We start from the raw sequence: 24,614 nt of genomic DNA, 5'->3' as shown, positions 1-24,614 counted from the left end.
GTGGGAGCGACTTCAGTCGCGACGAGCGACGCGATGAACCTTCCGGCTTCGGACGCCGTCGGGACTGAAGTCCCTCCCACAGTGCACCCGGCCAGTTCGCCGCAAACCCCCTGTGTCCAGCCGCACCGCCTCACTCCCGCCGCACCACCCACCACCAATCCAGCACCAGCATCAGCAACAACGACACCCCGACCAGCGGGAACAACGCGCCGCCGATCGCCAGCAGCACGAGCACGCCGCGCAAGGTACGCCGGTCCGCCGGCAACGGCGGCACGCCCACTCCGCCGGGCGGGCGCCGCTTCCACCACATCAGCGCGGCGCTGACGCACAACAGCACGATGCCAATGCACGAGACGATCAGCAGCAGCTGATTGCACGTGCCGTATTGCTGCCCCAGGTGCACGTTGATGCCCCATTCCAACGCCTTCGCCATGGGCCCGTAGTCGGCGTAGCGCATGTCCAGCAGCACCTTGCCGCTGTACTGGTCGAGGTGGATCACCCGCTGCTGCGCAAGATCCGGCGGATACACCGACGCGGTGTACACGCCGCGCACGCCGCGCGGCAGCGCCACGCTGTAGCCGGCGGCGATACCCCGCGCCTGGAACCGCTCCATCGCCGCGTCCAGGCCGATGGCGCCGGGCGCCGGCGCCATCGCATCCATGGCGTTCATCGCCATGCCGCCATGCGCGGCATGCTGCGCATGCGCATCGTTGCCGTTGTCCGCCACGCTCGATGCCGAAGCCGAAGCTGCATCCGCATTCGCCGCCGCGGGCATCGGCATCGGCATCGACGCAGCCTGCGGCAGCTGCGACTGCGGCAACCGCGCCTGGCGCAGCGACCAGGCCGGCAGCTCTTCGTCGCTCAGGCGTTGCGTGGACATCGGTACGTCCACGCGCAGACCCGCCGGATAGCCATAGTGGTGGCCATTGGCGAGGCGGTTGACCTGCGCGCCCCAGAACCACGACCACGGCATCCCGGTCAGCGCCAGGAACAACAGCATCGCCCCGGCCACGCTGCCGGTCAGCGCATGCGTATCGCGCCAGAACACGCGCTGCGGCGGCCGCCCACGCACCGTCGTGACGCCGCCACGGCGGCCGCGCGGCCACCACAGGTAGACGCCGGTCAGCACCAGCAGGATCGCCCAGCCCGCGGCCACTTCGATCAGCGCGCTGGCCCACGGCCCGACCAGGGCGAGACTGTGCAGGCGGCGGATCGTCCACGCCACGGTGCCGTGCTCGGGCAGGCTGCCCAGCACGCGCGCCCGGTACGGATCCACGTACACCACCACGCGGCGGCCATCGGCGGTCCCCACGGTCACTTCCGCCGACGCGTCGCGCCGCAGCGGCGTGGTGTAGCGCAATGCCTGCCCGGGCTGCGCCGCCAGCGCCGCGTCGAGCAGGCGCTGCGGCGCGGCGACATTGGCCTGTATCGGTACCTGCACCGTCTTCAGCGCACGGTGGAAGTAGCCATCGATCGGCTGCTGGTAGACGAACGCGGCACCGGTCAGCGCCAGCCATGCCAGCAGCGGCAGCACCAACAGGCCCGCATAGAAATGCCAGCGCCACACCGCGCGATAGAACCGCGCCGGCGCGGCCGCGTCCGGGTTCGGCATCGCCATCACCAGCCCCAGCTGAGGCTGGCGTACAGCGCGCGGCCGTCGCCCGGCGAGTAGCCCGACGAGCCGCTGTCGTACCAGGCGTAGACGTAGTGGCGATCGGTCAGGTTCTTCAACTGCAGCGACAGCTCGCGCTGCGCGCGCCATGTCCAGCTCGCGCCGACGTTGGCCAGCGCGTAGCCGCCGTAGCGGCCCAGCGTATTGCTGCGCTCCACGTAGTAGTCGCCCTGCGTATTGCCCCAGGCCGACAGCTTCAGCCGCGGCGTGGCCTGCCAGTCGATGCCGGCGCTGGCCAGGGAGTGCGGCACGTTCTCGATCTCCTTGCCGCGCGTGGCCGGCGCGCTCGGATCGGGGGTGACGATGACCGCGCGCTGCCGCGAATAGGCCAGCCACAGCGTCCAGCGTTCGTCCGCACGCAGGTTCAGCTGCGCATCCCAGCCGCGGCGCAAGGTCTTGCCGACGTTGCCGACCTCGCCGCTGCCGACACTGCCGTTGACGCCGAGGATGGTCGCCACCTCGTCGGAGGCGCGCTGCTCCCAATAGGCGATGCGCGCGTCCAGCCGCCTGGCGTCGGCGAACTTCAAGCCGGCTTCCCAGCCGTCGTTGTACGACGGCGCCAGGTTGCCGGGCTGGCTGCGGTAGGCGCCGTTGCCGCTGCCGATCTGGAAGGTGCGGCCGAGGTTGGCATAGGCGCTGGTCTGCGCGGTCAGCGCGAACACCGCGCTGAGCTTGGGCTGCTTGATCGCGCCGTAGGCGTAGGCCGGATAGCGCGCGCCGCCGAGACGGTCGCGGAAGCTGCCATCGACCCAGTCCACGCGGTAGGCCGGGATCAGTTGCAAGCGCTCGAACGGGCGGATCACCGCCTGCACATAGGCGCCACGCGTCTCCAGGTCGAAATCCCAGTCGCGCAACGGCGCGGTGCGTACCCGCGCCACGGTGCGATAGCGTTGCGAGGTGTTGTCCTGCCATTGCCCGTCGATGCCGCCTTCCAGCGCGAACGACGCCGCCCAGTCGACCTCGGGACGCCAGCTGGCCTTGGCCAGGAAACCGCGCTGGGTTTCGTCGGTATCGCGTTCCTGCTGCGCGCCGGCGGCGGTGAAGCGCACCCAGCGCTGGTTCTGGTAGCGATTCCAGTACAGCTTGGCGCTGCCTGTCACGGCATCGGCCAGCTGCGCGTCCAGATGCAGGCTCACCTGCCCGGTCTGGCGTTCGCTGCGGTCGTCGCGCGCATAGTCCGGCGAACTGCGCGGCGCGCGTTGCGCGCTGGCGTAGTCCAGATAGCCCGCTTCCAGCGCTTCGTTGCGGTAGTAGCGCGCACTGAGGCCGGCACGCCAGGCGGCGTCGGGCGCGGTGTAGAACCACTTGCCGGCGAAAGCCCGCTTGCGCGCGTCGGCATGATCGCGATAGCCGTCGCTGTCGCGCCAGGCGGCGAAATAGTTCTGGCTCCAGCCGCCGCGTTCGATGCCCTGGCTGGCCTGCACCTCGCGCGTGCCGAAGCTGCCGACGGTGACGCTGGCGCGGCCGTCGTTGCCGCCGCTGCGGGTCAGCACATCGACGCTGCCGGCGATGGCGTTCAACCCATAGCGCGGATCGTTGGTGCCGCGCACGATCTCGATCGCGGCGATGTTCAGCGGAAACACCGCGTCCAGGTAGGGCATGCCGCCGGCGTTGTCGTTGCTGGGAATGCCGTCGATCAGCAGCTTGACCGCATTGACCCGGCCTTCGCCGTTGAAGCCGCGGAACGAGAAGCGGCCGGCGTCGGTGCCCATCTTGAACTGGGTGACCTGCACGCCCGGCGCGCGCATCAGCAGCTCCCAGCTGTAGTCCACGTGCTGGTCCTGCAGCAGGTCGCCGCCGAGGATGTCCACGGAACTCAGGACGCTGCGCGCGGCCGGCAAGGACAGCGGATCGGCGCTGACCTGGACCTTGCCCAGGGTCAATGCGGAATCGCCGGCGGGAGGTTGCACGCCGCTGTCGGCGGCGTGCGCCGGCATGGACACGCTGGCCGCAAGACAGACGCAGCCGTACGCCGCCATGCGCGGTACGAAAAAGAAACGGATCATCGATGGCTCCATCAGCACGAAGACGCACCGCGGCGGCGCCACGGCACGAAGGAACAGCCGTTCGTGTTTCAGGAGTACAGCGGCGGCCCGCGTGCGGCGTGGGCGCGCCAGTTGGCGGTCCGCACCGCCAGCATCCGCGGCGCGACGCGCGGCGCGTGCTGGCGGACCCAGGGCAGCAACACCAGCAGCAGCGCCAGCCACGGCAGCAGGCGCGCGGCGAGCACGCAGTAGTCGCACGCCTGCTCGTGCGGCATGCCGGCGCCGTCGTCGTGCATGCCTGCATGCAGCGCCGCCGTCGCGATCGGCAGCAGCGGCAGCGCCTGCAGCCCGCGGCTGGTGCACATCGCCCCTGCCACCGCCTCGGCCGCGGCGCCGGAACGGGCCTGCTGCCAACGGCTCACCAGCGGCGCAGCCAGCATCAGCACGATCGCCACGACGGCGAGCATGGCCCAGAGCGACGATGGCTGGCGGCGACGGATCACCGCGGCAGTCTAGGGCCTGCCGCCGCAATCGGGGTAGACCCTGCGACACATCGACGCATGCGCGACAAGACACAAGACGCGCGAACCTGCCGCGAGCGGCCGCGCGATGCCGCTGCACGGCGCAGCCGCGGGGCGACGGCAGTGCTGGATCGCGCAGTTCCGCGCCAGGAACCGCCTACAGCCCGGCGTGGCGCTCAAGCCCACTGGCGCCGTGTCGACGCCTGCACCGAAGCCGCGCCTGTGCGCCGGCAAGCGACAGACTTCACCCGCGGAGGGGACGCAGATGATTCCGAGCAAAAGCTATCCCAAGTGGGTTCCGCTCCACCAGACCATGGTGTACCTGCGGATCGAGGACATGCCGGCCTGAACGCCGCGCAGCGGCACCACCCGGCGGGCGCAGCGGTGCGCCCGCCGGCGTTTGCCGACCGGGACGGTCGCCAAACGAAACACCTGCGGCCGCTGGCTCCCCCTGCTGCGCCCGTTGCGCCGGAGTGAAAGCGGCGTCGTCAAAAACTGAAGGGGTTGCCCTAAACTGCGCCACTGTACGCCGTAGAGTCGCGTCGCATGTCCCCTGTCGAAACCGCCGCCGGCCCGGTCTATTGCGCCGCCAAGCCCCGCAACGAAACGCTGCGCCTGGACGCGTTGCACAGCTACGCGATCCTGGACACGCCGCGCGAGCCGGCCTTCGACGACATCACCCGCCTGGCCGCGATGATCTGTCAGACCCCGATCGCGGTGGTCAACCTGATCGACAGCGAGCGGCAGTGGTTCAAGAGCGAGATCGGCCTGGGCACCCGGGAAACGCCGCTGGCCACGTCGCTGTGCGCGCATGCGCTGCTCGAGGACGACCTGCTGCTGGTGCCGGATACGCGCGAGGATCCGCGCTTCGCCTCCAATCCCCTGGTCACCGGCGCAGAACGCCTGCATTTCTATGCCGGCGCCTTGCTGAAGACCTCCGACGGCCTGCCGCTGGGCACCGTCTGCGTGCTCGACCGGCGCGCGCGGCAGCTGACCTACGAACAGATCGAAGCGCTGCGCGCGCTGGCGCGGCAGGCGATGGCGCAACTGGAACTGCGCAAGGCGCTGGCGCTGGCGCAGGAATCCAACCACTACCGCAGCCGCCTGCTGGCCATCGCCGGCCACGACCTGAAGACCCCGCTGCGCACCGCCGCCTACGCGCTGGCCAAGGTCCAGCGCCAGCTCGACGCGACCAGCGGCCTGCCGCTGGACGAGGCGCGCAAGGCGCTGAACCAGGTCTCCGCCGGCCTGGACGACCTGGCCGCCAGCGCGGTCGCCGGCGGCGAGCACAGCCTGCCGGTGCTGCGCGACGTCGCCCTGGCCGACCTGCTCGGCCCGATCGTGGACACCTGGCGGCCGCAGGCCGCGGCCAAGGGGCTGCGGCTGCGCTACGTGCCGACCACCTTGCGCGTGCGCAGCCACGGCATGCTGCTGTCCACGCTGCTCGGCAACCTGCTCGGCAATGCGGTCAAGTACACCGAGCACGGCTCGGTGCTGATCGGCTGCCGGCGCCGCCGGGACCGGGTGCTGGTGGAGATCATCGACAGCGGCATCGGCATGGACGGCGACAGCCTGCGCACCCTGTTCCAGGCGTTCCGCCAGGCCGATCCGCGCAGCGAAGGCCTCGGCCTGGGGCTGTGGATCGTGCGCCGCACCGCCGAGACGCTGGGCTGCAGCGTCGAGGTGCGCAGCCGCCCGGGCCAGGGCAGCCGCTTCTCGGTGACGCTGCCGCTGGCGGGCGCGACCAACGCCTGAACGCAAGGGCGCCACGCGCAGCGACTGCGGCGCGCGCGGCGATGGGCGCTTATTCCTTCAGCACCATGTCGATGCACAGCACCGCGGCCATGATCAGGATGCGCACGTCGTCCTCGGCCGGCACCGCGTTCTCGATCGCGAGCATGTAGTTGTCGGCCGAGGTGAACAGCTCCTTGCCCAGCCCGGCCCACTTCTTGGCCACCCGCGCCAGTTCGCGCTCGCCCTGCACGAAGCGGAAATCCCAGCTGGTCCATTTGCCGCGCAGCGTGCACACCAGCTTCTCGCGCGCATCGAGCACGTCGAACTTGCCGCCGATGGAGAAGAACTTCTGGCTGAAGGAACCGACCAGCCGATCGTGCTCGTCCAGCACCTCGACCTTGGACAGGAACAGCGAGAAACCGCGCCTGACGGTCAGCACCTTCTGCCCGTTCGGGGTGCGCACCTCGACCTGGAACGGGGTCATGCGCTTGTAGTCGGTGAACCGGAAGATCCTGGTGAACACGCCCAGATTCGGCTCGCGGCATTCGAGCACCTTCTGGTTGCTCTGCGGATCGAACACGTCGTAGTTGTTGGCGGCCTTGAACATGCCGACCTGCTCCTTGACGAAGAACAGGTTCTGCTGGAGGACGGGGTGCATGGACATCCTTGTAGTGGAGAAGAGGTCGCGCACCGTAACGGCCCGACGCACCGATGGCAAACGCCGCAGGCGATGCGCGGCGGCGGCCCCCGCGCGCGGTCCGGATGCGAGGCATGGCGGACGACGGATCGGCCGCAGCGCGGTGGCAACCGCGCCAGGACCAGCGATGGCCGACGCAGACGCAGTGGCGCGGCGGCTCGGCTGCAGTCGCGCGGCGGCTCAGCTGGTGATGGTCTGGGTCAGCTCTTCCCAGCTCGGCGGGGTCGGCCAGTCCGGTTCCTGGTTGCCTTCCATGACCCGGCGCAGGTCGCGGGTGTCGATCTGCGGCGCCAGCACGTGCACCAGCTCCAGCGCGTAGTCGCGCAGCACGCGGTCGCGCGGCAGCACCGCCCAGGCGATGCATTCGGGGATCTCCGGCGGCGCCGGCCAGGCGCGCAGGTCGGTGTCGCCGGCATGCACCGCCATTTCCGCGAGCAGGCCGACGCCGAGCCCGGCACGCACGTAGGTCTTGATCAGGTCGGCGTCGAGCGCGGTCAGGGCGATGCTCGGCTCCAGCCCGAGCCGGGCGAAGGCGCGCTGCAGCGAGGAGCCGGAACGGGTCGAGGATTCGTAGCTGATCAGCGGCTGCACCGCCAGCGCGGCCATGTCCGGCACCCGCTTGGGCACGTCCAGCGCATGCCCGCGCGGCACCAGCACCAGCCGCCGCCAGCGGTACAGCGGCACCGCGATGCCGGCGCCCGGCTCGCTGCCGGCGGTGCTGACGATGGCGATGTCCGCGTCGCCCTGGCTGAGCAGGTCCAGCGCGGCGCTCTCGGCGGCCTGCTGCAGGTGCACGCTGACCTGCGGATACGCCTGCTTGATCTGCGCCACGGCCGGCGGCAGCACGAAGCGCGCCTGCGTGTGGGTGGTGGTCAGGGTCAGCTGGCCCTGGCTCTCGCGGCGCTGGTTGGCGGCGTAGGTGCGGATGTTGTTGGCCTCGGCCAGCACCGCGCGGGCGCGCTCGATCACTTCGCGACCGGCCGGGGTCACCGTCTCCAGGCTGCGGCCCTTGCGCACGAACAGCAGGAAGCCGAGTTCGTCCTCCAGCTGCTTGAGCTGCTTGGACAGCCCCGGCTGGGTGGCGTGCACCCGCGCCGCGGCCAGGGTGATGTTGAGATCGGCATCGGCGATGGCGACGAGGTAGCGGAGTTGGGTCAGCGTCATCGGAACGAGGGCGAGGCGCCGCCTGGCGGGAGCAGCCACGACTGTAGTGGAAATGGGCCTCCCACCTTATAACCGAAAGCTATCTGGTAGAGGCATGAAGTCATTTCCGGAGGCTATAAGCCGGCGCTACGGTCACGCCTCCCACCTCCTTCCTGCGTTGCGACCGCCGTGAGCCCTGCCCCGATTGCGTTGTACCCGGACCTGCGCGAGCGGCCCGTGCTGGTGGTCGGCGGCGGTGCCGCGGCCGAGCGCCAGGTGCAGGCGCTGCTCGCCGCCGGCGCCGTGCCGCGGCTGGGTGCGCCGGCGCTGGGCCCGGCGCTGCAGGCCTTGGCCGACGCCGGACGCATCCGGTGGCTGCGCGGCCGCTTCGACGCCGCCTGGCTGGATGCGGTGTGGTACCTGATCGCCGCCAGCGACGAACCCGGCGTGAACCGGCAGGCGCTGCAGGCCGCCGCCGCGCAGCGGGTGCTGGCGCAGGCCGCGGCTGGCATAGCCGATGCGGCCGCAGTGCCGGCGTCGGCAGACGACGCCGGCAACGGCCGCGACGAATCCGCCGCGGCAGCGCAGGCGCAAGCGCTCCGCCCCGGCACGGTGACCCTGGTCGGCGCCGGCCCCGGCGATCCGGGGCTGCTGACGCTCAACGCGCTGCACGCGCTGCGCAGCGCCGACGTGGTCCTGCACGACCGCCTGGTCAGCGCCGCGATCCTGGACCTGCTGCCTGGCACCGCCGAGCGGATCGAAGTCGGCAAGTCGGCCAGCGGCCACAGCGTGCGCCAGGAGCAGATCCACGCGCTGCTGCTGGAGCATGCGCGGCGCGGCCGCCGCGTGGTGCGGCTGAAGGGCGGCGACCCGTTCGTGTTCGGTCGCGGCGGCGAGGAACTGGAATACCTGCGTGCGCACGGCGTGCCCTACGCGGTGGTGCCGGGCATCACCGCGGCGCTGGCCTGCGCGGCCTATGCCGGCATCCCGCTGACCCACCGCGAGCATGCGCAGTCGCTGCGCCTGGTCACCGCGCACTGCAAGGAATCGTTCGACACGCTGGACTGGGCCGCGCTGGCGCAGGAACGGCAGACCCTGGCGGTGTACATGGGCGTGGCCGGGCTGGACACGGTGCGCGAACGCCTGCTGCGCGCCGGCCGCGCCGCCGACACCCCGTTCGCGCTGGTGGAGAACGGCTCGCGCCCGGAACAGCGGGTGGTGGTCGGCACCCTGGCCGACCTGCCCGACACCGCCCGCGCGCACCAGCTGCGCTCGCCGGCACTGCTGATCCTGGGCGAAGTGGCCGCACTGGCGACCGGCCTGCACTGGTTCGGCGCCGCACCGCTGCCCGCGCCGCCCTCACCTTTCCCGAAGCCGGCCGTGCCTACCCTGGCCCACGCCGCCTGACCCGCACACCTTCCCGGAGACCCTGCGCATGGCCATCTACGACACCATCCTCGACACCATCGGCCACACCCCGATCGTCAAGCTGCACCGCCTGCCGCCCGCGCACGTGAGCCTGTACGTCAAGGTCGAGGCGTTCAATCCCGGCGGCTCGGTCAAGGACCGCCTGGCGCTGGCGATCGTGCTCGACGCCGAGGCCAAGGGCCTGCTCAAGCCCGGCGACACCATCGTCGAAGCCACCTCCGGCAACACCGGCGTGGCCCTGGCGATGGTCGCCGCCGCGCGCGGCTACAAGTTCGTGGCGACGATGGTGGAGACGTTCTCGATCGAGCGCCGCAAGCTGATGCGCGCGTTCGGCGCCAAGGTGATCCTGACCCCGGCCGCCGAGCGCGGCAGCGGCATGGTGCGCAAGGCCGAGGAACTGGCCAAGCAGCATGGCTGGTTCCTCGCCCGCCAGTTCGCCAACCCGGCCAATCCCGCCTACCACCGCAGCACCACCGCCGCGGAAATCCTGCGCGATTTCGCCGGGCGCCGGCTGGACCATTTCGTCAGCGGCTGGGGCACCGGCGGCACCCTCACCGGCGTCGGCGAAGTGCTGCGCGTCGCCCGCCCGGACGTGCGCATCACCGCCACCGAGCCGGCCGGCGCGGCCCTGCTGCAGGGCCAGGAATGGAAGCCGCACAAGATCCAGGGCTGGACCCCGGACTTCGTGCCCGAGGTGCTCAACCGCGAGGTCTACGACGAGGTGCTGAGCGTGGAGGACAGCGACGCGATCGCCGTGTCGCGCCGCCTCGCCGCCGAGGAAGGCATCTTCACCGGCATCTCCGGCGGCGGCACCGTGGCCACCGCGCTGCGCGTGGCCGAGACCGCCACGCCCGGCGCGGTGATCCTGGCGATGTTGCCCGACACCGGCGAACGCTACTTCTCCACCCCGCTGTTCGCCGACATCAACGAAGGCTCCGACGACGACTGGCTGGCCGGGCTGCCGTAAGCGTCGTGGCGACGCGGAAATGCAGCCGCTTCGACACGCACTTGCGGCGCGTGAGCCGGGTGCACGGTAGGAGGAGCTTCAGTTCCGGCGCATTGCGCCGTCGGAAAGCGCACCGCTTCGCTCGTCGCGGCTGAAGCCGCTCCCACAGAGACTTGCGGCGAGCCAACTGGATGCACTGTGGGAGGGACTTCAGTCCCGACGCATTGCGCCACCCGAAAGCGCACCGCTTCGCCTGTCGCGGCTGAAGTTGCTCCTACAGGGACTTGCGGCAAGCCAACTGGGTGCACTGCAGGAGGGGCTTCAGCCCCGACAGGGTGTGTCCGAAGCCTGAGGCTCCCACACTTCGTTCGTCGTGACCGATCGCCCGAGGCCACGCAACGCCGCTTCCACGATGGCGATGTCAGCGCGCGGCGAGCGCGGATCGCGGCGGCAGCGATGCGGCGTCCTCCGCCTGCAGACGCTGCGCGTCCAGCGCCGACGCCCGCAGCAACAGCTGCGCGACCACCGCCAGCGCAATCACCGCCGGGGCCTTGCCCTCGATCCCGGGCAGGCCGATCGGACAGGTCAGCCGCGCCTGCGCGGCCTCGCCCAGGCCGTCGTGGCGCAATCGCGACAGGAAGCGTGCGCGCTTGGAGGCCGAGCCGATCAGGCCGACGAAGCCGGCATCGCCGCTCAGCGCCGCGGCGGTGAGCGCGTAATCCAGCGCATGATCGTGGGTCAGGATCAGCAGCATCGCATCGGCCGGTGCGGCGCCGGCACGCGCGAGCATGGCTGCTTCCTGCAGATGCTCCGCACCGGCGGCGGCGGCCAGCTCCGCGCGCGGATCGAACCAGTCCAGCGCGAACGGCAGGCCGTGCAGCGCACGCGCGATGGCGACGCCGACGTGGCCGGCGCCGAACAGATACAGCGGCGTGCATCGCGCGCCGGTCGCCTGCGCCAGCAGCGCGCCGGCCGTGGGCGCCGGCGCCCGCAAAGACAGCGCTTGCGGCGGCGCATCGCTGATGCAGTGATCGAGGCGGCCAGGCAACAGCCGGGTCAACACCGTGCGTCCCAGCGTCGCCTGCCGCAGCCAGTCGCTGTGCGCCGGATCCAGCCGTTCCAGCAGCAGGCGCACGCGGCCGCCGCAGCACTGGCCGAGCAGGTCGTCGGCCTGGGCGTGCCCCGCGCAGTCCGCGCAAGCGCCGCCGCAGCGCAGCGCGCGCGCCGGCGCGCCAAGGGTATAGTCCTGCACCCGCCAGCTGCCCGGCGGCTGCGCCAGCAGCTCGCGCGCCAGCGCACAGGCGCGCCACTCGAGCACGCCGCCGCCGATGGTGCCGATGCTGCCGTCGGCGCTCACCAGCATGCGCGTGCCGGCCTCGCGCGGAGTCGAGCCGGCGGTGGCCAGCACCGTGACCAGCGCGGTCGCACCCCGCGCCAGCGCCGCTTCGGCCTGCAGGCTCCAGTCAGCGCGCATCGGCGTTGCCCGCCGCGATCGCGGCCAGGATCCGCTCCGGCGTAGCCGGCGCGTCCAGTGCCGGCACGCCGGCGCCCGGCACCGCCGCGGCCACGGCCTGGGTCAGCGCCGAGAACACCGAGATCGCCAGCATCAGCGGCGGTTCGCCGACCGCCTTGGAGCGATGGATGGTCGCCTCTTCGTTGCGGCCGGCCTGCCACAGGCGGATGTCCATCCGCGCCGGGCGATCGCTGGCGGTGGGAATCTTGTAGGTGGACGGCGCATGGGTCAGCAGCCGGCCGTGCGCGTCGTAGACCAGTTCCTCGGTGGTCAGCCAGCCCATGCCCTGGACGAAGCCGCCTTCGATCTGGCCCAGGTCGATCGCCGGATTCAGCGAACGGCCGACATCGTGCAGCACGTCCACCGCCAGCACCCTGTGCTCGCCGGTCAGCGTGTCGATCACCACTTCGCTCAGCGCCGCGCCGTAGGCGAAGTAGTAGAACGGGCGGCCGCGGTGGCGGGCGCGGTCGTAGTGGATCTTCGGCGTGGCGTAGTAGCCGCTGGCCGCCAGCGAGATACGCGCCATGTGCGCCTGCCGGCACAGCACGCCGAACTCCAGTTCCAGGCCACCGGCGACGACCTTGCCGGCAGCGAAGCGCACCTGCTCCGGCGCCACCCCGCCGCGTTCGGCGGCCAGCGCCGCCAGCCGCGCGCGAATGGCGCTGGCCGCGTTGTAGGCGGCCATGCCGTTGAGGTCGGTGCCCGAGGACGCCGCGGTGGCCGAGGTATTGGGCACCTTGTCGGTGCGCGTGGCGGTGATGCGCACGCGCTCGATGCCGATGCCGAACACGTCGGCGACGATCTGCGCGACCTTGATCATCAGCCCCTGGCCCATCTCGGTGCCGCCGTGGTTGAGCTGCACCGAGCCGTCGGCATAGACCAGCACCAGCGCGCCGGCCTGGTTGAGGTGGCTGGTGGTGAAGCTGATGCCGAACTTCACCGGGGTCAGCGCCAGGCCTTTCTTCAACACCCGGTGGCGCGCGTTGAACGCGGCCACCGCCGCCTGGCGTGCGGCGTAGTCGGCACGCGCGGCCAGTTCCTCGATCAAGGCCGGCGCGACGTTGTCCTCCACGGTCATGCCGTACGGGGTGACGTTGCGGTCCGGCGCCGCGTACAGGTTGGCGCGGCGCACCGCCAGCGCATCGCGGCCGAGCGCGGCGGCGACCGCGTCCAGCACCCGCTCGATCGCCAGCATGCCCTGCGGCCCGCCGAAGCCGCGGAACGCGGTGTTGGACACGGTGTGCGTGCGCAGCCGGTGCGAGACGATCTCCACCACCGGCAGCCAGTAGCAGTTGTCGGCATGGAACATCGCGCGGTCGTTGATCGCCAGCGACAGGTCGGTGGTGGCGCCGCAGCGCGAGGCCAGTTCCAGGCGCAGCGCCAGGAGGCGGCCGTCGTGGTCGAAGCCGACGCTGTAGTCGACCTGGAAGTCGTGGCGCTTGCCGGTGATGCGCATGTCGTCGTCGCGGTCGTAGCGCAGCTTGGCCGGGCGCCCGGTCAGCGCGGCGACCAGCGCGCAGGCCGCGGCCGGCGCCGCCGCCTGGGTCTCCTTGCCGCCGAACGCGCCGCCCATGCGCCGCACCTCCACGGTCACGTCGGCGCTACTAAGCCCGAGCAGTTCCGCGATCAGGTGCTGCACCTCGCTCGGGTGCTGGGTCGAGGACAGCACATGCAGCTGGCCCTGCTCGCCGGGCAACGCCACGGCGATCTGCCCTTCCAGATAGAAATGTTCCTGCCCGCCGATCTCCAGCGCACCGCTGCAGCGCCGCGGCGCCGCGGCCAGGGCGGCATCGACGTCGCCGCCGCGCGCCATGCGCTGCGCAGGTTCCAGCACCGCACCGGCGGCGCGCGCCTGGGCGATGCTCAACAGTGCCGGCAGCGGCGCGTACTCGACCCGCGCCAGCCGCGCGGCGCGCCGTGCCGCGGCATGGCTGTCGGCAGCGACGACGAACAGCGGCTGGCCGTGATAGAGCACGTCGTCGCGCGCGAACAGCGGATCGTCGTGCGCGACCGGGGCGACGTTGTTCTCGCCGGGAATATCGGCGGCGGCGAATACCGCCACCACCCCGGGCGCCGCGCGCACCGGCGCCAGGTCCACGCGCAGCAGCCGCGCATGCGCGTGTTCGCTCAGGCCGAACGCCAGATGCAGCATGCCCGGCGGTTCGGGCAGGTCGTCGATGTAGCGCGCCTGGCCGCTGACATGCCCCTGCGCGCTGTCGTGGCGCAGCGAACGATGCACCTGCGGCAACGCCGCATCCGCGGTGGCAGGGCCGTCAGCCATCGACCAGTTCCAAGGCCAGCACCGACAGCGGTTCGTGCGGATGCGCATGCCCGATCCACAACCGCCGCAGCAGGTTCGCGGCCACCGCCAGGCGATACGCCGCCGAGCCACGCGCATCGCTGAGCGGACTGAAGTCCTGCGCCAGCGTCGCCGCGGCGGCCTCGAGCGTTGCCTCGCTCCACGGCTGACCGCGCAAGGCCTGTTCGGCGCCAGGCGCGCGCTGCGGAATGCCGGCCATGCCGCCGAAAGCGATCCGCGCCTGCGTCACCACACCATCGGCGATGCATAGCGCGAACGCGCCGCAGACCGCGGAGATATCGCTGTCGAAGCGTTTGCTGAGCTTGTCCACGCGATACAGCGTGGCGGCCGCCGGGCGCGGCACATAGACGCTTTCGACGAACTCGCCGGGCAGCCGTGCCTGGCGGCCGTAAGCCAGGAAGAACTCCTCCAGCGGCAAGCTGCGCCGCGCGTCGCCATGGCGCAGGGTCAGCGTGGCGCCGAGCGCGATCAGCGCCGGCGGCATGTCGCCGATCGGCGAGCCGTTGGCGATGTTGCCGCCGATGGTGCCGGCGTTGCGCACCTGGGTCCCGCCGATGCGCCGCAGCAGCTCGCCCAGCGCCGGGTGCAGCGCGGCCAATGCGGCATGCGCCTCGCTGTAGCGCACGCAGGCGCCGATGTTCAGACCGTCGGCTGTTTCGTGCAATTGGCGCAACTCGGGGATGTCGCCGATGAACACCACATCGTCGAGCACGCGCTGCTGCTTGGTCACCCACAGGCCGACATCGGTGGCGCCGGCGACCAGGCGCGCGTCGGGACGTTCCAGCAGCAACGCCGCCAGTTCGTCGGCGCTGCGCGGAGCCACGCTGCGCCGGATGCGGCCGGCGGCCGCATCGGCATGCGTTTGCGCCAGCGCGGTGCGGCGGCGCAGCGCGCGCAAGCCGGCGAGCGTGTCCACATCGTCGCGCGGCGCCACCGGCACCGCCGCGCCGGCCTCCAGGATCGGGCCATAGCCGGTGCAACGGCACAGATTACCGGCGATCACGTCGGCCAGCGCCGCCTGTTCGGTGCCCAGCGCGCCGATGCTGCGCGCGTACAGCGACATCACGAACCCGGGCGTGCAGAAGCCGCACTGCGAGCCGTGGCGTTGCACCAGTTCGTCCTGCAGCGGATGCAGCGCACCGCCGGCGGCCAGGCTCTCCACGGTCAGCAGCGCCTTGCCGTCGAGCATCGGCACGAACAGGATGCAGGCGTTGAGCGCGCGCCAGCGCACCCGCTCGGCGCCGTCGGCTCCGGCCAGTTCGCCGACCAGCACCGTGCAGGCGCCGCAATCGCCCTCGGCGCAGCCTTCCTTGCTGCCGGTGCGGCCGAGCCGGTAGCGCAGCAGATCGAGCACGCTGGCGGTCGGGTCGCCCGCCTCCAGTTCCAGCACTTGCCCATCGAGCAGGAACCGCACCGCGTCCATCTCAGCTGCCCCGGTAGGTGGAATAGCCGAACGGCGAGACCAGCAGCGGCACGTGGCAGTGCGCGGCATCGGCCAGGCCGAACGCGATCGGCACCACGTCCACGAACGGCGGCTCGGGCAAGGCCACGCCCTGGCCGCGGAAATAGTCGGCCACCGCGAATTCCAGCCGGTAGCGGCCCGACGCCAGCGTCAGTTCGCGCAGCGCCGGGCAGCGCCCATCGGCATCGGTGACGCCGGCATGCAGCAGCGTCTGGCCGGCGAACAGCCGCACCGCCACGCCGGCGGCAGGCACGCCGCGGCTCAGGTCCAGCACATGGGTCGATAGCGTGCTCATCCGACGCGTTCCTCCAGTTGCGGCAGCGGCCATTGGCCGACGAATTCGGGTTCGGCGTAGTCCATGTAGGCGCCGACGATCGCCTCGCGGTCGTCCAGGAACAACTGGTCGGCGACCGCCTTCACCAGCCGCGGCAGCGCGTGCTTGAGCCCGGACAGCGCCGCCGCCGACAGGCCCAGGCTCAGCAGCGCCGAATAGTTGAACGCGAACAGGCCGTGCAGCGCCGGCGCATGCGCGGGCGTGCGCGGCAACAGCTCGAAGCCCGGCCCCAGGTAGGGATGCGCGTCGAGCAGCGGCAGCTCCTGCCCCTGCGGCGGACGGTAGCGGTCGCGCCAGCGCGCGATGCCGTCGGCCACCGCGGCCAGCTCCGGGCGCAGCGCCGGATCGGTGACCAGGCCGGTGGACAGCACCACGAAATCGAACCGCAGGCGTCCGTGCGGCGTGGTCACCAGCACGCCGTCGGCGTCCTCGGCCACGTCCTGCCAAGGGCTGCCCAGATGCAGGCGGAAATTGGGCCAGGCCGCGGCGCGTTCGAAGGTGTCGTTGGTCGGCGGCTGGTTGTGGCGGAAGAAGGTGGACATCATCGCGTACTTGTCGGCATCGGGCAGCGCGGCGAAGCGCGGGATGATGCCGCTGCGCTCCATGTGCCGGATCGGGTTGACCCGCGGCAGTTCGGTGCGGCGCAGGAACACGTGCACTTCGCCGACGCCTGCGGCCAGCGCGTGCTGCGCGTTGTCGAAGGCCGACGCGCCGCCGCCGAGGATGCCGATGCGGCGCCCGGCCAGCGCCGCGTAGTCGATCGCTTCGGAGGTGTGCGCGTAGCGCGAGCGCGGCAGTTTCTGCGCCACCAGCGGCGGCACGTGCCATTGCCCACCGCCCTGGATGCCGGTCGCCAGGATCACCTTGCGCGCGAGCAGGCTGTCGCCGCCGGCCAGGTGCAGCCGCTGCAGGCGCTGCGCCGGCAGCGGTTCGATGCGCAGCAGCCGCGCCTGGTTGCGTACCGGCAGGCCGAGCGCCTCGCGATACCAGCGCAGATAGTCCATCCAGTCCGCGCGCGGGATCTTGCCCAGCGCGTCCCAGCCCTGCGTGCCGTGCAGCGCTTCCCAGTAGGCACGGAAGGTCAGCGACGGCATGCCGAAGTCCAGCGCGCTCAGTTCCTTCGGCGTGCGCAGGGTGACCATGCGCGCATAGGTGACCCACGGGCCTTCCTGGCCGGCCGGGTTCTCGTCGATCACCAGAATATTGGCGATGCGTTCGCGGATCAGACCGAACGCCGCGCCCAGCCCGCTCTGCCCGCCGCCGACGACGACCACGTCGTAGACATGCTCTGCACCATGCTGCTGAGGCCGAGTCCAATCGGAGCCGCCATGGCCAAGCCACTGCAGCTCGCGCGCGACCTGCGCCGACAACGCCTGCAAACCGCCGACTGCCGCGGCGCTCATTGCAGGGCCTCCAGGCGCAAGCGCACGATCTTGCCGATCTCGTCGAGCGCAGCGGCGATCTCTGCCTCGCGCGTGTTCGCCAACCGCGCCTGCATCGCGGCAAGAATCCCGGCCTTGTCGGTCAGCCGCACGCAGACGATGAACGGAAAATCGAAACGCGCGCGATAGGCCGCATTGAGCGCGTGGAACCGCGCGAACTCCTCCGCGGTGAGCCGATCCAGCCCCGCCTGCGCCTGCTCGGCGGCCGAGGCCGCGGTCAGGCTGCCGTCGATCGCGGCCTTGCCGGCCAGTTCCGGATGCGCACGGATCAGCGCCAGCCGCTCGTCGGCGCTGGCCGCGTGCAGCACCTGCAGCAGGCCCGCGTGCAGATCGGCGAACGGGCGTCGCGCCGCCGCGCGTTGCACCACCCACGGCGAATGCTCGAACAGCGCGTGCAGGCGCGCGACGAACTCGGCCTCGGGCAGCGCATTCCAGTCCACGCCGTTCATGCGTGGTCCCCCTGCAGCGAGACATGCGCCGATACCACCTTCCAGCCGTCGGCGAACCGCACCCAGCTCTGGCTCTGGCGGCCGGGTCGGGTCGCGCCCTTGCGCAGGAATTCGGCATCGGCGGTGGCGAAATCGCGCCCGTAGGCGACGATCTGCACGCGCAACAGGCGCCGCTGCGGCGACCCGCCGCGGCCGCGGCGGAATGCGCGGATCGCCTCGGCGCCGTACAGCGCTTCGCCGACGCCGTAGCGCACCGTGGTCGGCGCATCGTGGAACAGCCGGTCCAATGCGGCGACGTCGTCGGCCATCAGCGCGCGTTCGTAGTCGGCGAACGCCGCCTGCACTTCGGCCAGCACTTCGGGCGCGTCGACGATCATGCCGGATGCACCTGTTGCCAGTGGCGGGCGATGTCGATGCGCCGCGCGATCCAGGCCTGGCCGCTGGCCAGCGCATGATCGACGAAGCGGGCCAGCGCCAGCGCGCGTGCCGGACGTCCGGCGATGCGTCCGTGCAGGCCCACCGACATCATCCGCCCGCCTTCGGCGCACAGCTGCTCGAAGCTGTCGCGCAGGTAGCGGAAGAACGGTTCGCCGTCGGCGAAACCGTTGTAGGCGACGAACTTCATGTCGTTGGCGTCCAGCGTGTACGGCACCACCAGTTGCGCGCGGCCGTGGCGGCGGTCGTAGTACGGCAGGTCGTCGGCGTAGCTGTCGGCGTCGTAGACGAAGCCGCCCTCCTCGGCCACCAGCCGCGCGGTGTTGGGACTGGTGCGGCCCTGGTACCAGCCCAGCGGGCGCGCACCGGTGACCTGCGTGTGCAGCGCGATCGCCGCGGCGATATGCGCGCGTTCGGTCGCCTCCGGCACGTGCTGGTAGTCGATCCAGCGCAGGCCGTGGCTGGCGATCTCCCAGTCGGCGTCGCGCATCGCCTGCACCGCTTCGGGATTGGCGGCCAGCGCCTGCGCCACGCCGAACACCGTCACCGGCACGCCGCGCGCGGCGAACAACCGCTGCAGCCGCCAGAAACCGGCGCGGCTGCCGTATTCGTACAGGCTCTCCATCGCCATCGCGCGCGCGCCCGGCTGGCTGTGCGCGCCGACCATCTCCGACAGGAACGCCTCCGAGCCGGCATCGCCATTGAGCACGCCGTTCTCGGCGCCTTCCTCGTAGTTGACGACGAACTGCAACGCCAGCCGCGCCCCACCCGGCCACTGCGGGTCCGGCGGCTGCGCGCTGTAGCCGACCAGGTCGCGCGCCGCGCTCATCCCTGCGCTCCGTCGGCATGCCAGGCGGCCAGCGCCGCATCCACGCCGGCGCCCGGCGCGCAGGCGTAGCCTTCGGCGCGCAGCACCGCTTCCAGCGCGCCCAGGGTGATCAGCACCTTGTGCTTCATCGCGTTGTAGCCCATCGCGCCGATCCGCCACAGCTTGCCCTGCAGCGGCCCGAACGCGGTGCCGATCTCGATCTCGAAATCCTCGCGCAGACGCCGCCGCACCGCCTCGCCGTCGATGCCGGCGGGAATCGCCACGCCGGTGACGTTGGTCATGCGGTGGCGGTCGTCGCCGAACACCTGCAGCCCCAGCGCACGCGCGCCGGCGGCGACCGCGCGCCCGGCCGCGACGTGGCGGGCGAAGCGCGCCGGCAGGCCTTCCTGCAGCGCCACGCGCGCGCACTCGCGCGCCGCGTACAGCATGCTGGTGGCCTCGGTGTGGTGGTTCAGGCGCTTGTCGGACCAGTAGTCCATGACCATCGCCAGGTCGAAATAATTCGAACCGATGCGCACGCCGCTGCCGTTGGCGATGTCGTCGCGGACGATGCCGCGCTCGACGTGGCGGCGCGCGAAGATCGCCTCGGCGGCGCGCGCGGACACGGTGATCGGCGCCGAGCCGGACGGCCCGCCCAGGCACTTCTGCAAACCGCCGGTGACCACGTCCACGCCCCAGGCGTCGCTGGCGATCGGCATGCCGCCGATGGTCGCGGTGGCATCGACATAGGACAGCGCGCCGGCGGCGCGGCACAGCGCGCCGAGGCCGTCCAGCGGCTGCGCCATCGTGGTCGAAGTGTCGCCATGCACGCAGGCGACCAATTTCGGCGCGAAGCGTTCGATCGCAGCGGCCACCGCGTCCATCGGCACCACCTCGCCCCACGGCGCCTCCACGTTCTCGACCACTGCGCCGATACGGCCGAGGATCTCGCCCAGCAGCAGGCCGAAGCGGCCGAAGTTCAGCACCAGCACGCGATCGCCCGGCGCCACCAGCGACACCAGCGCCGCCTCGATGCCGGCGCGCGCGGTGCCGTCGACCAGGAAGGTCCAGCGGTTCTCGGTCCCGAACAGCGGCCGGTACAGCGCCATCACCTGGTTCATGTAGCCGGTCATTTCCGGATCGAACTGGCCGAGCAGGTCGGCGGACATCGCGCGCAGCACGCGCGGATGCGCATTGACCGGGCCCGGGCCCATCAGCAGGCGTTGCGGCGGATCGATTTCGCCGAACAGATCGGCGTGCAGCGGGTCAACGGACAAGGGTGTCTCCCAGGGACTCGATGAAATGCAGCATCGCCGCCACCGCCAGCTCGGCATCGGCGGGATCCACGTGTTCGGCCGGGTGGTGGCTGACGCCGCCGGCGCAGCGCAGGAACAGCATCGCGGTCGGGCACAGCGCCGCCATCACCATCGCGTCGTGGCCGGCGCCGGAGACCAGCCGTCGCGGCGCGAGGCCCTGCGCGGCGATCGCCGTTTCCAGCGCGGCGACCAGGCGCGGAGCGCAGGGACTGGCCGGCAGGTCCTGCACGCAATGCAGCAGCAACTGCACGCCGCGCGCGGCGGCGATGGCGTGCAGGCGCTGCGCGATCGCCTCGGCCGCCGCATCGCGCACGCCGTCGGCACCGGCACGCACGTCGATCGAGAACTCGACCCGCCCCGGAACCACGTTGACCGCGCCCGGCGCCACCTGCAGGCGCCCGACCGTGGCCACCAGGTCCGCAGGGCCGCCGCGCGCCACCTGCTCCACCGCCAGCACGCAGTCGGCGGCGGCGGCCAGCGCATCGGCGCGCAGATCCATGCGCGTGGTGCCGGCGTGGCCGGCACGGCCGACCAGCAGCGCGCGGTAGCGCCGCTGCGCAGCGATGCCAGTGACCGCGCCCAGCGCCAGGCCCTCGGCTTCCAGCACCGGCCCCTGTTCGATATGCGCTTCCAGATAGGCCAGCACGCTGTGCGGCGCGCGCGCCGCGTCAGGCACCAGCGCGATGTCCAGGCCCCAGGCGGCCAGCGCATCGGCCAGCGCGATGGCGTCGCCGTCGCTTACCTGCAGCGCCGCCGGATCCAGCGTGCCGGCGACGGCGCGGCTGCTCAGCATCGACGCCGGGAACCGCGAGCCTTCCTCGTCGCCGAAGGCGATCACCTCGATCGCGAACGGCAAGCGGCGGCCCTGCGCGTTCAGCGCGGCCACGCATTCGATGCCCAGCATGACCCCGAGCGGACCGTCGTAGCGGCCGGCGTCACGCACGCTGTCCAGGTGGCTGCCGATCAGCAGCGCCGGCGCCTGCGCGGCGACGCCCTCGTAGCGGCCGAGCAGGTTGCCGGCCGGGTCGATGCGGGTGTGCAGGCCGGCCTCGCCCATCCACTCGGCCACGGCCGCCACGCTGGCGCGGTGCGCCGGACTCAGCCAGCCGCGGAACAGGCCGTCCGCGCTGTCGCTGTAGGGCGCCACGCCGAGCGCGTCGCAGCGTGCGACCGCGCGCGTTCCGGGCGAGAAGGCCGAATTCGGCATGCCGCGCTCCAGCTCAGGCCCGACCGCGGTCGGAGACAGGGAATCGATGACAGTCGCGCATGGGGGGTTCGGCCTGGTTGCAGTGGATTCCGCTGGGCGAATGGAGTCGCGGGCGCGGCGCGGCGGCACACCGCGGGGGATGCGCGCCAGCTGTCTCGCAGGCGCCTGCATCGGCGCCGAATTGCTTGCGAAGTCGCGATCTACGCGCAATCCCGTGGTCCGGTGCCGGGTTGAAACGACTATAGGCAAGGCGTCCCCGGCCCGGCAAACGCCGTTTTCGCGGCGCGCCGATGCAAAAAATGCAACACGCACCCGCACAGCGTGCGCATTCGCAGCAGGCGGCGGCACAGCGCCTATTGCGGCACGCCCTCGCGCCATTGCGGCCAATGGCCGACGATCTCGCCGACCAGCGCATTGCCGACCCGGTAGGCGTTGTCCACCGCCAGGGCGAAGCCGCCGCTGTCGGCGCGCATCGAATCCGCTGCGCTCTGCCCCGGCGCCTCGCGGTCGAAATTGGAACCCGTGCGCAACAATGCGATGCGCGCGAAGCGCAGGCGGCCGGCCTCGGCGCCGCGCTGCAAGGCGGTCAGCGTGGCGTTGTCCTCCATCTGCGTGGTGCAGTAGCGGCCCTTGCCGGCGGTGGCCAGGGTCACGTAGTCGGCCAGCGCCTGCGCGGTCAGCGAGCCATGCCAATAGGTGTCGCCGGACAGCGTGTCGCAGATGCTGACCGCCGGCGGTGCCCGTCCCGGGCCGGCCGGATAGCGGGCGCGATAGGCCTGCGCGGCGGCGCTGTCGCGCAGCGCGACGTCCGCGCTGAGCCGGTAGGCGCGTTGCAGCAGCGCCTCGTCGAGTCGGTACAGTTCGGTGCCGGCCTTCCACTTGCCCTGCTGGCCCGGCCGGCTGGCGCCGAACATCACCACGCCGGAGCGCCAGTCGTCCGGAATCTGCCGTGGATCGATGCTGTGGACCAGCCCGCCGTCGATCGCGTAGCGCGCCCAGTGCGCCGAGCCCAGCGTGCCCTCGCCCGGGTCGACGCCGCCGATGCCGGCGATCAGGAAATAGCTGTCGCGCAAATCGAAGCGATCCGATTGCACCAGTGCGGCGATCGCACTGGCGGCATTGGCGTAGCCCATGTCGGTCGTCACCAGGCACACGCCCTCGCGGCTGCAGTCGACCTGCGGATAGTTCGGCGACAAGCCGGGCACCGGCACCTGCACGCTGAACGCCAGCGCCTGCCGCCACGGCTTGGCTTCGGCGTCGAACATGGTGATCACCAGCACCTTCGGCGCGATCGGCGCATCCGCCGCGACCGCGTTGCCACCGGCCTGGAACAATGCCGCGCACAGCAGCAGCGCCCGCCAGCAACGGCCGGCGGCGGCCACGCAGGCGATGGGAAGCAACCTGCACGCCCCATCGCTCATCCGCTGTGCGCCCCGTGCGCAGCCGCCTGCCGGTGGCATCGCCGCACCCGCCCTGTGCCGCGCGTGGCGCGTGGCGTGTCGAACCCACATCATGCTGTCTCCTCGGTCTGGGGCTGGCAGAAAGCGCAACGCCGATCGGCTGCGCGCCGCGACGCCCGCGGCGGGCGCGCCGTTTCGGCAGCGGCCACCATAGGCGGGCGCTGCGTGCGCAGGCAAACGTCTTTTTCGTACGCGTGCGTTGCAAAAATTGCGGATCGGTGCGCGAACCGCAGGCACGCCGCTGCCCACGCACGGTGGCGGCGACGGCCGCGCGGCGCTACGGGCGATCCAGGATGCCTTCCACGCGCGGCGCCAGCGCCTTGAGCATGGTCTGCGCGGCCTTGGACAGTTGCCGCTGCGGCGCCACGCACAGCGACAATGTCATCGGCTTGGCCAGGCCTTCGCGCAGGGGCACGAACGCCAGCCGCCCGTCGGCCAGATCGGCCAGCACATCCAGTTGCGACAGCAGGCCCACGCCCACGCCCTGGCGCACCAATGCGCGCAGCGTGCGCACGTCGTTGCAGCGGATGCAGCGGCGCGTGTCGATGTGCTGGCGCTGGTACACGACCTTGGCGTGTTCGTTGACGATCAGCGGCGCGGCCGGCAGCAGCAGGCGATGGTCGTCCAGGACCTCGTTCAACTGCAGGCTGGCCCTGCCGCTGAGCGGATGCCCGACCGGCATGCAGATGCCCAGCGGAATCTCGGCGAAGGCGACCACCTCCAGATCGATGCCGCTGACCGGGTCCAGCAGCAGGCCGAAGTCCACCTCCGCCGCGACCACCTTGTCGGCAACCTTCTGGTTGTCCTCGGTCTGCAGGCCGAAGGTCAGGCCCGGGTGTTCGTCGATCAGCTGCGCCAGCGCATCGACCACGATGCCCTCGCTCAGGGCATCGATCATCGCGATCTCGACATGGCCGCGACGCAGCCCCTTCAGCTCGTCGAACAGCTCCAGCGTGCGTTGGTAGCTCTTCTCCCAGCGCCGCACGTCGACCAGCAGCAACTCGCCGGCGCTGGTCAGGCGCAGGCCGCTCGGCAGGCGCTCGAACAACTGCACGCCCAGCTCCTGCTCGGCCTTGAGGATCTGCCGGTCGATCGCCGACGCCGACACGTGCAGCGCCTCGGAGGCGCGGCGGATGCTGCGCCAATGCGCCACTTCCATGAAATAGCGGGTGAAGCGGGAGAAGGTCAGCATGGCGGCTTCGGTTCCTGATGGGCCTGGCGCTCGGCGTGGAAGCGGCTGCGTCGTCGCGCGACTGCCATGGTACGGAAGCGCCGGCGACGGCGCGGCCAGCGCTCGCATTGTTCTTCGCCGCCATGGCGGACGGCATGGCGCACGTGCCGCTTCATTGCGCATGCGGATCGAAATAGGCTTCCCAGGTCGCCGCCGATCCCTGCAGCGGCGCCGCCTGCCGGAAGCGGTCCATGGCCTGGCGGCGCCTGCCGCTGTTGAGCAGCGCGACGCCGAGATTGAAGTAAGTGTTGCGGTCGTCCGAACGCAGCCGTACAGCATGCTGCAACACCTCGACCGCATCGCCGTCGTTCCCCAGATCGCAGCGCACCGCGCCCAGGCAGGTGAGCAGCGCGATATCGTCCGGTGCCGACGCCGCTGCGGCGACGAGCAACGACTCGGCCTGTGCCAGATGCGCGGAGCAGCGCTGCGGATCGGTCATCGCCGCATCCACCAGCGCTCTGGCGCGGGCGAGGACTTCGCTGTCGTGGGACATTGCCATCGCAAGCCGCAG

The 24,614-nt window shown here is 71.5% G+C and carries 22 protein-coding genes; 4 read left to right on the top strand and 18 right to left on the bottom strand.

Features of this window, described 5'->3' with window-relative positions:
* Positions 1–130 precede the first annotated feature (130 nt).
* The 3 genes from NRY95_05150 to NRY95_05140 form a co-directional block, all read right to left on the bottom strand.
* Entirely contained in the window at positions 131–1,618 is a 1,488-nt protein-coding gene (locus NRY95_05150) for a PepSY domain-containing protein (GenBank protein ID UYC17352.1), read from the bottom strand.
* On the bottom strand, positions 1,618–3,609 hold the full coding sequence (locus tag NRY95_05145; protein ID UYC18509.1) for a TonB-dependent receptor: 1,992 nt from the start codon (positions 3,607–3,609) through the stop codon (positions 1,618–1,620). Before NRY95_05145 ends, NRY95_05150 begins: the two co-directional genes overlap by 1 nt.
* Positions 3,610–3,746: 137 nt before the next feature.
* Positions 3,747–4,124 (bottom strand): DUF2946 family protein, encoded by a 378-nt coding sequence (locus tag NRY95_05140; protein ID UYC17351.1) that lies wholly within the window; start codon positions 4,122–4,124, stop codon positions 3,747–3,749.
* 142 nt (positions 4,125–4,266) lie between these two features.
* Between NRY95_05140 and NRY95_05135 the strand changes: the two genes are divergently transcribed.
* Positions 4,267–4,527: a hypothetical protein gene (locus tag NRY95_05135; GenBank protein ID UYC17350.1), complete on the top strand. Its 261-nt coding sequence runs from the start codon at positions 4,267–4,269 to the stop codon at positions 4,525–4,527.
* 197 nt (positions 4,528–4,724) lie between these two features.
* Complete coding sequence (locus NRY95_05130) at positions 4,725–5,933, top strand: GAF domain-containing sensor histidine kinase (GenBank protein UYC17349.1); 1,209 nt, start codon at positions 4,725–4,727, stop codon at positions 5,931–5,933.
* Positions 5,934–5,982: 49 nt separating this feature from the next.
* On the opposite strand, the gene NRY95_05125 is transcribed toward NRY95_05130, so the two are convergent.
* A complete protein-coding gene (locus NRY95_05125) occupies positions 5,983–6,570 on the bottom strand; it encodes a phospholipid scramblase family protein (protein UYC17348.1) in 588 nt (195 codons plus the stop codon).
* Positions 6,571–6,789: 219 nt separating this feature from the next.
* Entirely contained in the window at positions 6,790–7,773 is a 984-nt protein-coding gene (locus tag NRY95_05120) for a LysR family transcriptional regulator (protein UYC17347.1), read from the bottom strand.
* 168 nt (positions 7,774–7,941) lie between these two features.
* Between NRY95_05120 and cobA the strand changes: the two genes are divergently transcribed.
* Both cobA and cysK read left to right on the top strand, forming a co-directional pair.
* Positions 7,942–9,159, top strand: a complete 1,218-nt coding sequence (gene cobA, locus NRY95_05115) for a uroporphyrinogen-III C-methyltransferase (protein UYC17346.1) — start codon at positions 7,942–7,944, stop codon at positions 9,157–9,159.
* Positions 9,160–9,187: 28 nt separating this feature from the next.
* The gene (gene cysK / locus NRY95_05110) at positions 9,188–10,147 is read left to right on the top strand and encodes a cysteine synthase A (GenBank protein ID UYC17345.1); all 960 of its coding nucleotides are present in this window, start codon (positions 9,188–9,190) and stop codon (positions 10,145–10,147) included.
* A 400-nt stretch (positions 10,148–10,547) separates the two neighbouring features.
* Here the strand turns inward: cysK and xdhC are convergent, their stop codons facing one another.
* From xdhC to NRY95_05045, 13 genes are all read right to left on the bottom strand, one after another.
* Positions 10,548–11,600, bottom strand: coding sequence for a xanthine dehydrogenase accessory protein XdhC (gene xdhC, locus NRY95_05105; protein ID UYC17344.1), 1,053 nt, complete (start codon positions 11,598–11,600; stop codon positions 10,548–10,550).
* Complete coding sequence (xdhB, locus tag NRY95_05100) at positions 11,590–13,920, bottom strand: xanthine dehydrogenase molybdopterin binding subunit (GenBank protein UYC17343.1); 2,331 nt, start codon at positions 13,918–13,920, stop codon at positions 11,590–11,592. Before xdhB ends, xdhC begins: the two co-directional genes overlap by 11 nt.
* Positions 13,913–15,382 carry a xanthine dehydrogenase small subunit gene (gene xdhA / locus NRY95_05095; protein ID UYC17342.1) on the bottom strand — a complete coding sequence of 490 codons (1,470 nt, stop codon included), beginning with the start codon at positions 15,380–15,382 and terminating at the stop codon, positions 13,913–13,915. Before xdhA ends, xdhB begins: the two co-directional genes overlap by 8 nt.
* Position 15,383: 1 nt before the next feature.
* Entirely contained in the window at positions 15,384–15,749 is a 366-nt protein-coding gene (gene uraH, locus NRY95_05090; protein ID UYC17341.1) for a hydroxyisourate hydrolase, read from the bottom strand.
* Positions 15,713–17,158 carry an FAD-dependent oxidoreductase gene (locus tag NRY95_05085; protein UYC17340.1) on the bottom strand — a complete coding sequence of 482 codons (1,446 nt, stop codon included), beginning with the start codon at positions 17,156–17,158 and terminating at the stop codon, positions 15,713–15,715. Before NRY95_05085 ends, uraH begins: the two co-directional genes overlap by 37 nt.
* Positions 17,155–17,646, bottom strand: coding sequence for a 2-oxo-4-hydroxy-4-carboxy-5-ureidoimidazoline decarboxylase (gene uraD / locus NRY95_05080; GenBank protein ID UYC17339.1), 492 nt, complete (start codon positions 17,644–17,646; stop codon positions 17,155–17,157). Before uraD ends, NRY95_05085 begins: the two co-directional genes overlap by 4 nt.
* Positions 17,643–18,023: an oxalurate catabolism protein HpxZ gene (hpxZ, locus tag NRY95_05075; GenBank protein ID UYC17338.1), complete on the bottom strand. Its 381-nt coding sequence runs from the start codon at positions 18,021–18,023 to the stop codon at positions 17,643–17,645. The genes uraD and hpxZ overlap by 4 nt, the downstream gene beginning before the upstream one ends.
* Positions 18,020–18,910, bottom strand: coding sequence for an allantoinase PuuE (gene puuE / locus NRY95_05070; GenBank protein ID UYC17337.1), 891 nt, complete (start codon positions 18,908–18,910; stop codon positions 18,020–18,022). Before puuE ends, hpxZ begins: the two co-directional genes overlap by 4 nt.
* Positions 18,907–20,103: an alanine--glyoxylate aminotransferase family protein gene (locus tag NRY95_05065; protein ID UYC18508.1), complete on the bottom strand. Its 1,197-nt coding sequence runs from the start codon at positions 20,101–20,103 to the stop codon at positions 18,907–18,909. Before NRY95_05065 ends, puuE begins: the two co-directional genes overlap by 4 nt.
* A gap of 52 nt (positions 20,104–20,155) precedes the next feature.
* Positions 20,156–21,412, bottom strand: coding sequence for an allantoate amidohydrolase (locus tag NRY95_05060; GenBank protein UYC17336.1), 1,257 nt, complete (start codon positions 21,410–21,412; stop codon positions 20,156–20,158).
* A gap of 353 nt (positions 21,413–21,765) precedes the next feature.
* A complete protein-coding gene (locus NRY95_05055; GenBank protein UYC17335.1) occupies positions 21,766–22,812 on the bottom strand; it encodes a hypothetical protein in 1,047 nt (348 codons plus the stop codon).
* 337 nt (positions 22,813–23,149) lie between these two features.
* Positions 23,150–24,064 carry a LysR family transcriptional regulator gene (locus tag NRY95_05050; protein UYC17334.1) on the bottom strand — a complete coding sequence of 305 codons (915 nt, stop codon included), beginning with the start codon at positions 24,062–24,064 and terminating at the stop codon, positions 23,150–23,152.
* A gap of 151 nt (positions 24,065–24,215) precedes the next feature.
* Positions 24,216–24,596 (bottom strand): tetratricopeptide repeat protein, encoded by a 381-nt coding sequence (locus tag NRY95_05045; protein UYC17333.1) that lies wholly within the window; start codon positions 24,594–24,596, stop codon positions 24,216–24,218.
* Positions 24,597–24,614: the final 18 nt, after the last annotated feature.

The organism is Xanthomonas campestris pv. phormiicola (assembly GCA_025666215.1).
Lineage (GTDB): Bacteria > Pseudomonadota > Gammaproteobacteria > Xanthomonadales > Xanthomonadaceae > Xanthomonas_A > Xanthomonas_A campestris_A.
The sequence above is the reverse complement of the archived record's forward strand: the minus strand, read 5'-3'. Positions and strand labels throughout refer to the sequence as shown.